Annotated in this window: 13 protein-coding genes and 3 pseudogenes; 5 read left to right on the top strand and 11 right to left on the bottom strand. The window is 61.4% G+C overall.

Annotated elements, in window-relative coordinates; translation table 11 throughout:
• Positions 1–53 precede the first annotated feature (53 nt).
• The 5 genes from mnmH to ACX3YD_RS26175 form a co-directional block, all read right to left on the bottom strand.
• Positions 54–1,157, bottom strand: coding sequence for a tRNA 2-selenouridine(34) synthase MnmH (gene mnmH / locus ACX3YD_RS26195; RefSeq protein ID WP_458961411.1), 1,104 nt, complete (start codon positions 1,155–1,157; stop codon positions 54–56).
• Entirely contained in the window at positions 1,157–2,191 is a 1,035-nt protein-coding gene (selD, locus tag ACX3YD_RS26190; protein ID WP_047527459.1) for a selenide, water dikinase SelD, read from the bottom strand. Before selD ends, mnmH begins: the two co-directional genes overlap by 1 nt.
• Before the next feature lie 111 nt (positions 2,192–2,302).
• Positions 2,303–3,259 (bottom strand): quinone oxidoreductase family protein, encoded by a 957-nt coding sequence (locus ACX3YD_RS26185; protein WP_458961410.1) that lies wholly within the window; start codon positions 3,257–3,259, stop codon positions 2,303–2,305.
• 31 nt (positions 3,260–3,290) lie between these two features.
• On the bottom strand, positions 3,291–3,464 hold the full coding sequence (locus ACX3YD_RS26180) for a DUF1427 family protein (RefSeq protein WP_081997842.1): 174 nt from the start codon (positions 3,462–3,464) through the stop codon (positions 3,291–3,293).
• Between the two features lie 107 nt (positions 3,465–3,571).
• On the bottom strand, positions 3,572–4,351 hold the full coding sequence (locus tag ACX3YD_RS26175) for an AraC family transcriptional regulator (RefSeq protein WP_458961409.1): 780 nt from the start codon (positions 4,349–4,351) through the stop codon (positions 3,572–3,574).
• Positions 4,352–4,497: 146 nt separating this feature from the next.
• Between ACX3YD_RS26175 and ACX3YD_RS26170 the strand changes: the two genes are divergently transcribed.
• Together ACX3YD_RS26170 and ACX3YD_RS26165 are read left to right on the top strand one after the other, a co-directional pair.
• Positions 4,498–4,725, top strand: a complete 228-nt coding sequence (locus tag ACX3YD_RS26170) for a DUF6555 family protein (RefSeq protein ID WP_047527456.1) — start codon at positions 4,498–4,500, stop codon at positions 4,723–4,725.
• Positions 4,726–4,762: 37 nt separating this feature from the next.
• Positions 4,763–5,035 (top strand): hypothetical protein, encoded by a 273-nt coding sequence (locus ACX3YD_RS26165; RefSeq protein WP_458961408.1) that lies wholly within the window; start codon positions 4,763–4,765, stop codon positions 5,033–5,035.
• Positions 5,036–5,058: 23 nt separating this feature from the next.
• Here ACX3YD_RS26165 and ACX3YD_RS26160 read toward each other — a convergent pair whose 3' ends face one another.
• The 3 genes from ACX3YD_RS26160 to ACX3YD_RS26150 all read right to left on the bottom strand — a co-directional run bounded on the left by ACX3YD_RS26160 (position 5,059) and on the right by ACX3YD_RS26150 (position 6,858).
• Complete coding sequence (locus ACX3YD_RS26160; protein ID WP_047527454.1) at positions 5,059–5,226, bottom strand: metallothionein; 168 nt, start codon at positions 5,224–5,226, stop codon at positions 5,059–5,061.
• A 679-nt stretch (positions 5,227–5,905) separates the two neighbouring features.
• Positions 5,906–6,364, bottom strand: a complete 459-nt coding sequence (locus ACX3YD_RS26155) for a DMT family transporter (RefSeq protein WP_103406728.1) — start codon at positions 6,362–6,364, stop codon at positions 5,906–5,908.
• A complete protein-coding gene (locus tag ACX3YD_RS26150) occupies positions 6,364–6,858 on the bottom strand; it encodes a DMT family transporter (protein WP_458961407.1) in 495 nt (164 codons plus the stop codon). Before ACX3YD_RS26150 ends, ACX3YD_RS26155 begins: the two co-directional genes overlap by 1 nt.
• A 117-nt stretch (positions 6,859–6,975) precedes the next feature.
• On the opposite strand from ACX3YD_RS26150, the gene ACX3YD_RS26145 reads away from it, so the two are divergent.
• Positions 6,976–7,911, top strand: a complete 936-nt coding sequence (locus tag ACX3YD_RS26145; protein ID WP_458961406.1) for a LysR family transcriptional regulator — start codon at positions 6,976–6,978, stop codon at positions 7,909–7,911.
• A 193-nt stretch (positions 7,912–8,104) separates the two neighbouring features.
• On the opposite strand, the pseudogene ACX3YD_RS26140 reads toward ACX3YD_RS26145, so the two are convergent.
• From ACX3YD_RS26140 to ACX3YD_RS26130, 3 genes and pseudogenes are all read right to left on the bottom strand, one after another.
• A pseudogene (locus tag ACX3YD_RS26140) lies at positions 8,105–8,696 on the bottom strand (methyl-accepting chemotaxis protein).
• A 312-nt stretch (positions 8,697–9,008) separates the two neighbouring features.
• Positions 9,009–9,779 (bottom strand): annotated as a pseudogene (locus ACX3YD_RS26135) (cache domain-containing protein); the annotation flags it as partial.
• A 141-nt stretch (positions 9,780–9,920) separates the two neighbouring features.
• Positions 9,921–11,237, bottom strand: a complete 1,317-nt coding sequence (locus ACX3YD_RS26130) for a Na+/H+ antiporter family protein (RefSeq protein WP_103406732.1) — start codon at positions 11,235–11,237, stop codon at positions 9,921–9,923.
• 68 nt (positions 11,238–11,305) lie between these two features.
• Between ACX3YD_RS26130 and ACX3YD_RS26125 the strand changes: the two are divergent.
• Both ACX3YD_RS26125 and ACX3YD_RS26120 read left to right on the top strand, forming a co-directional pair.
• Positions 11,306–12,877: pseudogene (locus ACX3YD_RS26125) on the top strand (methyl-accepting chemotaxis protein); the annotation flags it as partial.
• Between the two features lie 102 nt (positions 12,878–12,979).
• Entirely contained in the window at positions 12,980–13,735 is a 756-nt protein-coding gene (locus ACX3YD_RS26120; protein ID WP_404943293.1) for a methyl-accepting chemotaxis protein, read from the top strand.
• Positions 13,736–13,778: the final 43 nt, after the last annotated feature.

The raw sequence follows: 13,778 nt of genomic DNA, 5'->3' as shown, positions 1-13,778 counted from the left end.
CCACGGCCCCTGTGGGAGCGGGCTTGCCCGCGATGAGGCCGGCAAGACCACCGTCACCCTCGCTGACTACCGCGCTCGCGCAAATACCCCAATACCGCTTCACGATTCCCGGCAAACTCGATCCGCGCGCCCTTCTTTTCACGCTGAAAGGCATACATCGGATCGTAATACTCGGTCAGCAACCCCTCGATCCAGCCCCGGTGCAGATCCATCGAGCCGCTGCGACCCTGCTCCGCCAAGGCATCTTCCATCAGAATCAGCATCCGTCGATGGCGCTCGCCGCCCAGGCGCTTGTGCACGTTATTCAAACTCTCCAGCATCCGCTCGGAAAACAGCGCAAAACCTTCCTCGCCGCGCACCCGGATGAACTCTGCACACAGGTCCACCACGTAATCGCGCAGGATTCGCTCGACCCGGCCCTCCAGGCTGTCCTCGAGCCAGACCATCGGAAACTGCTGCATGCCCTGATAAAGCGGCAAAGGCAGTGCGCAACTGCCGATCGCGCGGCTCTCGTCTTCCAGCACGAATTGCTCGAGGCCCGCGGCGCGCTTCTTCAGCACATCCACCGCCAGGCGGTTTTCGAAATCGATATTGCAAGGTTGCCCCGTGGCGCGCTTGCCGAAACTGGAACCGCGATGATTGGCGTGCCCTTCAAGGTCCAGCCCATTGCTCAGTTGCAGGAGTACTTCGGTCTTGCCGGTGCCCGTCATGCCCCCCAACAACACGAAATCGCACTGGGCCACCGCTTGATCAAGGGTATCGAGCAGAAAACTGCGCATGGCCTTGTAGCCACCCGCGACTCGCGGGTAGTCGATACCCGCCTCGTCCCTGAGCCATTGCTGCACGATCTGCGAGCGCAACCCGCCGCGAAAACAGTACAAAAGCCCATCAGGATGAGCCCGGGCAAAGTCGGCCCAGGCCTGGATGCGCTCGGCCTTGATTGCGCCGGACACCAGTTGATGGCCCAGTTCGATGGCGGCTTGTTGACCCTGTTGCTTATAGCAAGTGCCAACCCGTTGCCGCTCGTGATCGTCCATCAGCGGCAAATTGACCACACCGGGAAACGAGCCCTTGAGAAACTCGACTGGCGCACGGGCATCCATCAGCGGCCGGTCGTTGAGGAAAATATCGCGGTAATCGGTGCAGTCGGCGAACATCAGGAGACCTCGACTGCATGGCTCTGTCGCTCGACCAATTCACCGATGGGCGCAAGGTTCAGGCCCATTTGCGCAGCGGTCGCCAGAAAAGTGTCATTACCCTCGGGCGTCACGGCGATCAACAGGCCTCCGCTGGTCTGCGGGTCGCATAACACATTTTTGTGCAACGCCTGCAATCGCCCCAGTTTGCTGGCGTAGCTGTCGTAGTTACGCAAGGTCCCACCGGGAATGCAGCCCTGCTCAAGGTAATACTCGACACCCGGCAGACGCGGCACGCGGTCATATTCGATAAGGGCGGTCAACTGGCTGCCGTCGGCCATTTCCACCAGATGCCCCAATAGACCAAAACCGGTGACGTCGGTCATCGCGGTCACCCCGTCCAGCTTGCCAAAACGGCTGCCGGGCTTGTTCAGGGTGCACATCCAGTCCCGGGCCAGGCCAATGTCGGCATTGCGCAACTTGCCTTTCTTTTCGGCGGTGGTGAGGATGCCGATGCCCAAGGGCTTGGTGAGGTAAAGCAGGCAACCGGCCGTCGCCGTGTCGTTGCGCTTCATGTGACGCTTTTCCACCAGCCCGGTGACGGCCAGGCCAAAGATCGGCTCCGGTGCGTCGATGGAATGCCCGCCAGCCAACGGAATACCTGCTTCATCGCACACCGAACGGCCACCGCGAATCACTTCCCGGGCAATTTCCGGCGCCAGCACATTGACCGGCCAGCCCAGAATGGCGATGGCCATCAACGGGTCGCCACCCATGGCGTAGATATCACTGATGGCATTGGTGGCGGCGATGCGGCCGAAATCGAAGGGATCGTCGACGATCGGCATGAAAAAATCGGTGGTCGATACCACACCGCGCTCTTCGTCGATGGCATAGACCGCCGCATCATCGCGCGAAGCGTTGCCGACCCAGAGCCTGGGGTCCAGATTCTGCGCCCCGCTGCCGGCGAGAATCACTTCCAGCACCTGGGGAGAAATCTTGCAACCGCATCCAGCGCCGTGGCTGTACTGGGTCAGGCGAATCGGCTCGCTCATGGGGGCACCTCGCAGGATAAGTGCCGTCGATTCTAGCAGAGCACCCTTCTGGCAGTGCATTGCACCGCCGCAGCCCCGGAGGGAGCGAGCCCGCTCCCGCATGGGTCAGTGTTACGGCAACAGGATCACCTTGTCACCGCCGCCTTGGTTGACCTCTGCATAACGTTCCAGACCTTCTGCCAATGGCGACTCGAACAGCCCCTGGGGCAACGGTAACAAGTCCTGATCGAAGAATTGACCGAACTGATCCAGCATCGCCGCGCAGGCTTGTACGCCGTAGAGCAACGAGTTGATACCTACCACCGAACCGCCCTTGCGATACAGCGCCAGGGCCGGTAGCTGCACCATGCCATCCACCGGTGCGGCAATGATGGCAATACGGCCGAAGGTGGCCAATGCCGCAACAGACGCCGGCAACCAGAAGCCGGTGGTGTCGAAAATCACGTCGGCGCCGCCCTTGAAGACGGCATTCACCTGAGCGCCCAGGTCCTCGGGCTTGTCCAGTTGCAGCGTCTGAAAACCCTGGTCCTGCAGCTCCTTGACCTGCTCGGGCCGCCGCGCTGCCGCCAACACTTGGGCGCCACGCACCTTGGCCAATGCCAGCGCGGCACTGCCCACCGCGCCGCCGCCGATCACCAGCAAGCGGGTTTCGGCGGTCACCAGGCTGCGCTCCAGTGCATCCCATGCCGTGGTGTAGGGCACACCCAGGCTGGCGGCCTGGGCAAAGCTCAAATGCGTGGGCTTGAGGGCAACGCCATTGGCCGGCAGTTTGACGAATTGCGCATGGGAGCCATCGGCGAAAAACCCCAGTTCGCGACCAGTACCCCAGACCTGTTGACCGACCAGCGCCTGTGGGCCTTCAACGACGATGCCGGCAAAGTCGCGACCGGGTATGCGCGGCAACGTGGTGTAGGGAAAACGTCCCAGCACATTCTTCACATCGCTGGGGTTGAGCCCGGCCGCCTTGATTTCGACCAGCACTTCATCGGCGCCGGGAACGGGCGTCGCAACCTCGACGTAGCGCAGGGCCGAGAGGTCGCCGGTTTTGTCGAACTGTAATGCTTTCATAAGGGGGTTCCATCGAATGATCAGAAGGGTTTCAGGAGATCCAGCCGGCCACCAGCTCGCGGCCCATCGGCCAGAGCTTTTCACCGGCCAGCATGCCGAGCAGGCCTACCAGTGCGATCGCCGGTGGTGCGGGGGAACGAAAATCCAGGGCGCCGTAGAGCAGACCGACACCCAGGCCGATCGCCAGTGAAATGAGGTAGTTCATGACAGACTCCGTGGGCCATTGGGATATGCCCGAAAGTCTAGTGCGCAGTGCCAACGAGTACCGGCCAAGTGCTTCTGAATTTCGGCCAAACCCTGGCCCTGAAAACGTCAGCCCGGATGCTGACTGGCCGAAAACTGCGACGGCGCGACACCCAGTTCCCGACGGAACATGTCGCTGAAGCTGCTGGGCGAATAACCCAGTTCACGGGCGATGGCACTGACCGGCACCCCCTGAATCAACTCGGCCACCGCCGTCGCCAGTTGCACCTGTCGCCGCCATTCGGCAAAGCCCATGCCCAGGCCGTCCTTGAACAACCGCGCCAGGGTCCGCACGCTGGCGCCGGCGTTTTCCGCGTGTTGCTCGAAAGCGATGTCCAGCGACGGCGCGGCCATGACGGCCTGGCACAGGTTCATCAGTCGCCGGTCAGAATCATCCGGAAGCGGGATCTTCAGCAGTGAGCGCCGGGCCCGCTTGAGCTCCAGCAGCGCCAGCCCCACCAGTGCTTCGTAATACTCGGGCGCACCGTCGTCGCCCTGCTCCACCAGGCCGACGATCAGCTCGCGCAACAACCCGCCGACTTCGATGACCTGGACACTGGCATCGAGTGTTGCCGCCAGCGACGGACGCAGGTAGATGTTGCGCATCTGCAGGTCCGAGACCACGCGAATCCCATGGGGCACGCCGGGCGGCAGCCAGACCGCCCGTTGCGGCGGCACCACCAGTGCCTCGTGGGGCGTCTCGACCCACATCACGCCACTCATCGCATACAGCAACTGCCCCCAGACATGCTCATGCGGCTCGATGAACAACCCGCGCGGATAAGTGCGCGCCAGCGGTTGCACGGGGACATCGGTGTCACTCAAATCCGGCGGTGCGGCAAGGGCCATGGGCAGCAATCATTGGGGTTGGGAAAGGCTCAATGGTAACGAGGCCTTGAATTTGCCGCCAGCGGCTGCCACCGTCCGCCAATCCAAGTGAATTTTCCGTTCGGCCCGTGATCCGTTTATGTACCACAGGGAGGAATACGGGCTATATGAACAATGCAAAACTCTTCGTCATTGAATACACCCTTCATGGCGTCCCCAAATCGTTCATTATCCGTCTGGACAAAATGGACAACGCAGAAGCCTGGCATTGGGCGAGCTGCGACGCGGGAGTCGGCCGGATACCGCGCTTTGGCCGGGAAAAGGTGCAAAAGACCAGCAAGCCGATGGCAGAGAAATTCGGCGTGGAAAACGTCAAGTGGCGGCCGGCTAACTGATACCCGGCACGCGACAGGATTAGAGGGGGCCAAGTACATGACACTCATCAGCAGCCCTGCGCATCTCGACTATGGTCTGGATACGCTGTTTGGCCGCATCACCAAAAGCGCCGAGTGCCGGGTTGGCCTGGAACAGGTCATGAACGACCCGACCTGCTTCGCGATTCGCGTTCCGCCGCCGCTGCCGGAAGATCTCGAGCGGGCCAGGACTGTCGTGCTCAGGGTCGAAGGACGCCGCCTGTCGGGCACCGTCCGACACACCGAACGCCTCGACGATGACAGCCTGAAACTGGACGTGGAGCCCGACTAGGCTCCACTTTCAACGTAAACGAACTATTTGGCGTGGGCGCACTTGCAACCCTTGCTGGAACATTCTTCACCGTGCTCGTGGTGCTTGGCGCAGGCCTCGCAGCAATAGTGCTTGCCGTGGCGCGCAATCGGATGCGCGCCCAGCTTGCACGAACATTTCGGGCAATCGCAGATACTGTCACTGTTGATCATGAGCCTGACTCCTGAGGTAGTGGTCGTCGGGGCGATAAGAACAACCCGTGTTACCAGTGTAGGAGTTGGTTAAGGCGAACACGTGCAATCGCGAGAGATTGGTTGGCTATGAGGCCGCCTTCGCGCTATTTCGAAGTGCGGCAGGCCGGGCAAGATCCACTTCATTCGCTAGCGCCCCTGTAGGAGCGAGCCCGCTCGCGATGGTCGTCAACGAAAACGCGGGGAGTCTGGTACCCCGCGCTGTCCTCAAGTCCATCGCGAGCAGGCTCGCTCCTACGGAAAAGCAAGTCGGCATACACCCACCCGCTCCTCACCACTCATCAGGCCGAGCGTTAGCTCGCCTGCAGCTTTTGATCTACCCGCCCCTTCGGGAGGCTGAGTGGAGGTGTGCATCCGGGGAGTGGCGCGCAGCGCCGTTCGACGCAGTCGAACACGCTGCATGTAGGTTGAAGCGAAGCCAACCGGAGGGCAGTGTCCCCGGATGGATACCGCAGCGAAGGAACGCCGAGCCCCAGCGAGGGGCCGGACGCTCGGGGCGAGCCTTTTTTTGCTTATCTTTTTTTTGGCGTTTGAAAAAAAAGTAAGTCGCCGTAAGGGCGAAACCGCCAGCCGCCGTTACCGCAGCAACGGATATGTCCCCAACCAACCCAAAACCTGGTCGGCCCAGAGGCCGCCAAGGTCACCCCTGACACCGCACACTACTGCGATACATGAACACCAGGGCCAACCCCAAAAGCCCCATCGCCAGCACCCGACTCCCGGACAACTCGATCGCCGGATTCCCCAGCCAACCGAAATTATCAATCAGCATCCCCATCCCCAACTGCCCGACAATCACCGCCACCGTCGCCACCGCAGTCCCCACCCGTGGCACCGCGCCCACCATCACCATCATGTAGACGACACCGAACAACGCACCGCTCAGCTGCCATTTCGGCACGTCCAGCAAACTCACCGCATGCGCTGGCTCAAAAAACAGGATCAGCAACCCGGTACTCACCGCCCCCACCACGAACGTCAGCAAACTGCTGCGCAACACCCCGACCGTTTCGCCAAGTCGACCATTAATAGCCGCTTGCACACTCAACACCGCACCGGCGGCCACGACCACCGCCAACAAAATAATCAGATTCATCATCAACCCCGGGCGATCAGAACAAGTGCCGCCACAATCAGCAGCAAGGCCAGCCAACGTTCACCGTTGACCTTTTTGCGAGTCGCGCCGAACCAGCCGAAATGATCGATCAAGACGCTTTTGCCGACTTGCCCGGACAGGATCGCGATCATGGTCATGGCAATACCGATATGCGGCGTGGCCAGCGTCAGCACCACCACGTAGATCGGCCCGAGAAAACCGCCGATCAATTGCCAGCGCGGCAGTTCGCCCAAGGCAGGCCCCTGTTGCCGGCCGCTGAACAACAGCAGCAAGAACAAAATCGCCGAGCCGACACCGAAAATGCTCAAGGTCGCCCACAAGTGCCCGACCTGTGCACCCAGCGGTCCAAGCAACCCGGCCTCCACGGACAGGCCCATGCCGGCCAGGATCACCAGCGGCAACAGCAACAACCGCTGCCCCGATCCGGTCGCCGGCGTTGTGACAACGTCCGCGTGATTGATTGAAGAAGTTTGCATAAAGAGCCCCCGTGAAATGGATCAAAACGTCAGGCGGGCATTATCGATTGGCGCATCTGTGCGATAAATGGGAGCATGCCGACAACACTTTTGCGTAATACGCACAGCAGGTCGCTCATGCACGGCTTCAACGAACTCGGATTCAAGGCACTTCGGCTGTTTGTCGCGGTACTCGACCATGGCAGTTTTTCCGAAGTGGCGCGCCGTGAGGGCCTGGCGCCCTCTTCGATCTCCCGGCAGATCCAATTGATGGAGCAGGCCCTGAACCAGCAATTGCTTTACCGCCACACCCGCGCCGTCACCCCCACCGAAGCGGGGCGCATGCTCGGTCATCATGCGCGGTTGGTGCTGGTGCAACTGGAGGAAGCCGAGCAAGCCCTGCAGGAACAACAAAGCGAACCCAGCGGACTGGTACGGATCAACGCACCGGTGGTGTTCGGCCAACGCCACCTGACGCCCTGGTTGGGGCAGTTGTGCGCGCGTTATCCGAAGCTGCAACTGGATATCCAGCAGACAGACAGTTACGTCGACCCGTTGCAGGAAGGCGCCGACCTGTTGTTTCGCATAGGGCCGCTGCACGACTCGAGCATGCAGGCGCGGATTCTTGCGCCCCACCGTTTCCAGGTCGCGGCAAGCCCTGCTTATCTGCAAAGGTACGGCACGCCGCAACATCCCGACGATCTTGCGGCCCATCAATGCCTGGCCTATAAGGGCGTCACCGGCCAGCAGCGCTGGTTTTTCCGAAAGGGCCAGCAAACGTGGACGCCCTACTCGGTGAGGGGACCGATCACCGGCAACCACGCCGATACCCTGACCCAAGCCGCCGAACAGGGGCTGGGGCTGGTGATGTTTCCGTCGTGGTTGATTGGTGAGGCGGTACGCAACGGCACGCTGGTGCCGGTACTGGGGAACTATCAAGTGTCCAACAGCCTCGAGCCGCAGCAGATTGCCGTGCTCTGGCCCGGTAGCCGACGCCTGTCGGTGAAGGTCAGGACGGTGATCGACTTCTTTGTCGAATGCTTTGGTGCAGTGCCGTATTGGGACAGGCCGTAGCAGGCTTTCTTGTAGAAGCCTGCTTGCCGGTTCCTATAACTATTACGTGACCGAGACCGTCCCCTGTAGGAGTTGGCTTGTCGGGTCGCCGCATCGCCGCGATGGTCGTCAACGATCAAGCGGGTGACCTGATTCAACGCGTCGCCCTTGAGTCCATCGCCAGCAGGCTGGCTCCTTGGGTCAGGGTGGCTGGTCAGATGCGGAACTGCCCGACCAGATTGCCCAAGCGCTGCCCCAGCTCCGCCAGACTGCGCGAGGTTTGCGCACCAAGCTGGGTTTCATCGGCGACGTTGTCCACCGCCACCGCGATCTGATGCACGCTGCGGTTGATCTCCTCGGCCACGGCGGTCTGTTCTTCGGCGGCGCTGGCAATCTGTGCGTTCATCGAATTGATGGTAGCAATCAACTGGGCCATGGTATCGAGCGACGCGCCCGCTTCGTTGGCCTGGGCCGAGGTGCCGTCGCCGGCCTCACTGGAACGGCGCATCGCTTCCACCGCCGACTGGGTGCCGGCCTGCAAGCGGTCGATCATGCCCTGGATTTCCTGGGTGCTGATTTGCGTGCGGCTGGCCAGTGCCCGCACTTCATCGGCCACCACTGCGAACGCGACCAGCCTCACCGGCGCGCGCCGCTTCAATGGCCGCATTGAGCGCCAGCAGGTTGGTTTGTTCGGCAATCGAACGGATCACCCCGAGCACGCTGACAATCGACGACACGTCTTTTTGCAAGCTGTCGAGGGACACACCGCTGCTACGAATGTCGTCCACCAACGCATGAATCTTCACGATACTGCCAGCCACCACACGCTTGGCCGCCTGGCCTTCTTCGTCGGTCTGCTGGGCGGCCACCGCCGCGTTTTGCGCACTCTTGGCCACTTCCTGAGCGGCCGCCGACATTTCATTGATCGCCGTGGCGACTTGATCAGTCTCGTGACGCTGACGCTCCATGGCCTGGTCAGAACGGTGCGCCTGATCGGAAACCTGATGCACCAACCCGGTCAGCTGCGTGGTCATTTCGGTGATCTGGCGCACCAGGCCGTGGATCTTGTCGACAAAACGGTTGAACGAACCGGCCAGTTGGCCCAACTCATCCTGGCTGGTGATGGTCAGGCGACGGGTCAGGTCGCCCTCGCCCGCCGCAATGTCGTCCAGGTTGGCTTTCATCAGGTTCAGCGGACGCAGAATGGTATTGGCCAGCAGCATCCCGGCCGCGGCGATCACCAGCAGCACCACCACGGCGACGCCGACGATGCTCAGCACCACACCTTCCATGCGTTCCTGAACCTTGGCCTCAACCACCGCGACTTGCGCCTCGATGCCGTCCAGATTGACCGAAGTACCCACCGCCATGTCCCATTTCGACAGGTATTCGGTGTATCCGAGCTTGGGCACCAGCACCTGGTTGTTGCTGGGCAGCGGCGAGCTGTATTGGAGGTAGTGAGTACCGTCCTTGGCGACCTTCACCAGATCACGGTTGACGTAGACGCCGTTCGGGTCGCGGTTGTCCTTGAAGCTCTGGCCCACGCCTTCGGGGCTGTTGGCCTTGAACAGCCGCACGGTGTTGGAGTCGTAGCCGAAGAAATAGCCTTCCTTGCCGTAAGCGATGCTCGACAGCAGCTTGATCGCCTGGGCCCGCGCCGCGTCATCGCCTGGGGTTGCCGCGTCGTAGAGCGGTTTGATCGCGGTCATGGCCACGGCAACGTAGCTTTGCAGGGTGGCCTTGGCATCGCTGAGCAGGCGTTCGCGGGTTTCTTCGACTTCGTGGCGAGCCTGTGCCTGCAAGATGAATAACGTGGTCAGGCTGATGACCAGCGCAAAGAGCAACACCGGGAGGACGGCAAGGGACAGGACTTTGGCCTTCAGGCTCATGCGCATGGCGTTCACTCTTTTTTGATTTTATTGGCGTGGTTAAAGGCGTTAACGGCAGGCCAGGTCAAAAGTTGAACACGTTCATCGGGAGCACTGGAGCCCCCCTGTGAGAGCGAGCTGGCTCCCACAGGGGTTGCGGTTTTACAGCACCATCGCCGCCACCCAGCCAAACGCGAGCAATGGCAGGTTGTAGTGCAGGAAGGTCGGGACCACGGTGTCCCAGATGTGGTGATGCTGGCCGTCGATGTTCAGGCCGGAGGTCGGGCCTAGGGTCGAGTCCGAGGCTGGCGAACCGGCGTCGCCGAGTGCGCCGGCGGTGCCGACGATGCAGACGATTGCCAGCGGGCTGAAACCCAATTGCACGCACAGCGGCACGAAGATCGCCGCCAGAATGGGCACGGTGGAAAACGACGAACCGATGCCCATGGTCACCAACAGTCCCACCAGCAACATCAACAAGGCGCCGATGCCTTTGCTGTGGTCGATCCAGGACGCCGACGACTCGACCAGCGTCTGCACTTCACCGGTGGCCTTCATCACTTCGGCGAACCCTGAGGCGGCGATCATGATGAAGCCGATCATCGCCATCATCTTCATGCCTTCGGTGAACAGGTCATCGGTGTCGCGCCATTTGACGATGCCCGACACCGAAAAAATCAGGAAGCCCACCAGTGCACCGATGATCATCGAGTCCAGCAGCAGTTGCACAATGAAGGCGGCGGCAATCGCCACCCCGGCCACCATCAGGCTCAGCGGGTTGTACTGCACCGCGACCTGCTCGACTTGCTCGATTTTTGCCAGGTCATAGACGCGCTTCTTGCGATAACTGATAAACGCGATCAGCAGGCCCGCCACCATGCCCAGCGCCGGAATGCCCATGGCGTGGGTGACATTGATGCCGGTGATGTCCACGCCGCTGCGGGCCACGTTGGCCAGCAGGATTTCATTGAGGAAGATATTGCCGAAGCCCACCGGCAGGAACATGTACGGCGTAATCAAGCCGAAGGTCATCACGCAGGCGATCAAACGTCGATCCAGTTGCAGCTTGGTCAGTACATAAAGCAGCGGCGGCACCAGCAACGGGATAAAGGCGATATGAATCGGCAGAATATTCTGCGAGGCAATGGCCACCACCCACAGCAACCCGATCAGCAACCACTTGACCTGACCACCCCCGCTGGCGTGCTGGCGATCGACCATCGCCAACGCCTTGTCGGCCAGGGCATGGGCCAGGCCTGACTTGGCGATGGCCACGGCAAACGCACCGAGCAATGCGTAGGACAGCGCCACCGTCGCCCCGCCGCCCAGGCCACTGTTGAAGGCCTTGAGCGTCGCGTCAATGCCCAGGCCGCCGGTCAGGCCACCCACCAGCGCACCGACGATCAGCGCGATGACCACATGCACGCGGGACAGGCTGAGTATCAGCATGATGCCGACCGCGGCAATCACTGCATTCATTTCATTACCTCGAGACAATAGGAAAGAGTCCGTCCGGCAGTCTGCGTGAGCCGCCAGCGGATAAAGGAATGGGTTTTATTAGAGGGCGCGCACTGTGCCGCAGACTCACCCTCGTGTCAAAGCGTCCAAGCCCTGCGCAGATGTACCGGCATATGAATACCTGCAGGAGCGAGCCAGCTCGCCAAGCGCATGAGAGCACCGAGGGGTATCAGGTTTCCATCGTGATCGTTGACGACCATCGCGAGCAGGCTCGCTTTTACAGGGAGATCGACGATAGACGGGATAAAGAAACCAGAAACCCGGCCGTTACAGTTCAAAGTCGCAGATATTTATCGAATAAGGACGTCTCCATGTCACTCAAGCAACTGTCCATTCAATGGAAAATCACCCTGCTGGCCGGGCTTTGCCTGGCGGGCATCGTGACCCTGCTGGTGGGTCTTTCGCTGTATCGCATGGAGAACAGCTCGGAATTGGTGAAAGCCTCGAGCATGGAAATGCTGACCGAATCCGCCCAGGCACGGATCGAGTCCCAGGGTGAAAACCAGGCGCTGGGCATTCGCCAGCAGTTCATGGACGCCTATCAATATGGCAACGGTTTTTCACGCCAGGTGCTGTTTCTGCGCGACCAGGCCGAAAAGCGCTTTCTCGATGCCTTCGACTTGCGCGAAGACCTGACCCGCCAGGTCAAGTCGACACTGCAAGCCAACCCTGAACTGCTCGGCCTGGCCCTGGTGTTCGAGCCCAACGGCCTGGATGGCAAGGACGAACTGTTTGCCGGCCAGAGTGACGTCGGCAGCAATGAAAAGGGGCGTTTTGCCTTGTACTGGTCGCAACCGACGCCAGGCCAGCTGACCTCCATGCCACTGCCGGAAAAAGACATCGCCGATACCAGCACCGGCCCCAGCGGCGAAGCGGCCAACGCCTGGTTCACCTGCCCGCGCACCACCCTCAAGCCCTGCGTGATCGAGCCCTACTTCTATACGATCGACGGCCAGAACGTGCTGATGACCAGTATCGTTTTCCCGCTGATACTCAACGGCAAGCTCATCGCCTCGCTGTCGGTGGACATCAACCTCAACAGCCTGCAAACGATCAGCCAGAGCGCCAGCAAAAAGCTCTATGACGGCCAGACCAGCGTCAGCATTCTCAGCCCGGCCGGTTTGCTCGCCGGCTACAGCCCCGACGCCAGCAAACTCAGCCAGCGCCTGGAAACCGTGGACAAGACCAACGGTGCCGAGCTGGTACGCATGCTCGCCGCCAGCAGCAAGACCGCCAGCCTGCATAGCCAGCAACAGCTCAAGGTGCTGTCGCCGTTCCAGCCGATTCCCGGTGGCAAAACCTGGGGCGTATTGCTCGACGTCCCGGAAAAAGTGTTGGTTGGCCCCGCCGAAGCCCTGAAAAAGCAACTGGATGAAAGCAACACCGCCGGCACCCTGACGGAACTCGCATTGGGCGTTCTGGCGGCGTTGATGGGTCTGCTCCTGGTATGGCTGATGGCTCGCAGCGTGACCAGACCGATCCTCGGCGTGGCGCACATGCTCGAAGACATCGCCAGCGGCGAAGGCGACCTGACCCGACGCCTGGCCTACGACAAACAGGATGAACTGGGCCAGTTGGCCGGTTGGTTCAACCGCTTCCTCGACAAGCTGCAGCCGATCATCGCCGAGGTCAAACGCTCGGTGCAGGACGCCCGCAGCACCGCAGACCAGTCCTCCGCCATCGCCACCCAGACCAGCGCCGGCATGGAGCAGCAATACCGGCAGGTGGATCAGGTCGCGACCGCTTCCCACGAAATGAGCGCCACCGCCCAAGACGTTGCCCGCAGCGCCGCACAAGCGGCACAGGCTGCGCGGGATGCCGATCAGGCGACCCGTCAGGGCCTGACCGTAATCGACCGTACCACCGCCAGTATCGACAACCTCGCCGCCGACATGAGCGCGGCAATGGTGCAAGTCGAAGGCCTGGCGGCCAACAGTGAGAAAATCGGTTCGGTGCTGGAAGTGATCCGCGCCATCGCCGAACAGACCAACCTGCTGGCGCTCAACGCGGCCATCGAAGCGGCCCGTGCCGGGGAAGCCGGCCGTGGTTTTGCCGTGGTCGCCGATGAAGTGCGTAACCTGGCGCGGCGCACCCAGGAGTCGGTGGAAGAAACCCGCCTGGTGATCGAACAACTGCAAAGCGGTACTCAGGATGTGGTCGGTTCGATGGGCAACAGCCATCGCCTGGCCCAGGGCAGCGTCGATCAGGTCGGCCAGGCCGTGACCGCGCTGCGCCAGATCGGCGATGCCGTGACGGTGATCAGTGACATGAACCTGCAGATTGCCAGCGCCGCCGAGGAACAAAGCGCGGTGGCCGAGGAGATCAACAACAACGTGGCGACCATTCGTGACGTGACGGAATCGCTGTCGGGTCAGGCCAACGAGTCGGCGCGGGTGAGCCAGTCGCTCAATAGCCTGGCGAATCAGCAGCAGAGCCTGATGGATCAGTTCCGCGTCTGACCCCGCCCCCCTGTAAGAGCGAGCCTGCTCACGATGGCGTATC

It is taken from the genome of Pseudomonas fluorescens group sp. PF-1, assembly GCF_054481335.1.
The sequence above is the reverse complement of the archived record's forward strand: the minus strand, read 5'-3'. Positions and strand labels throughout refer to the sequence as shown.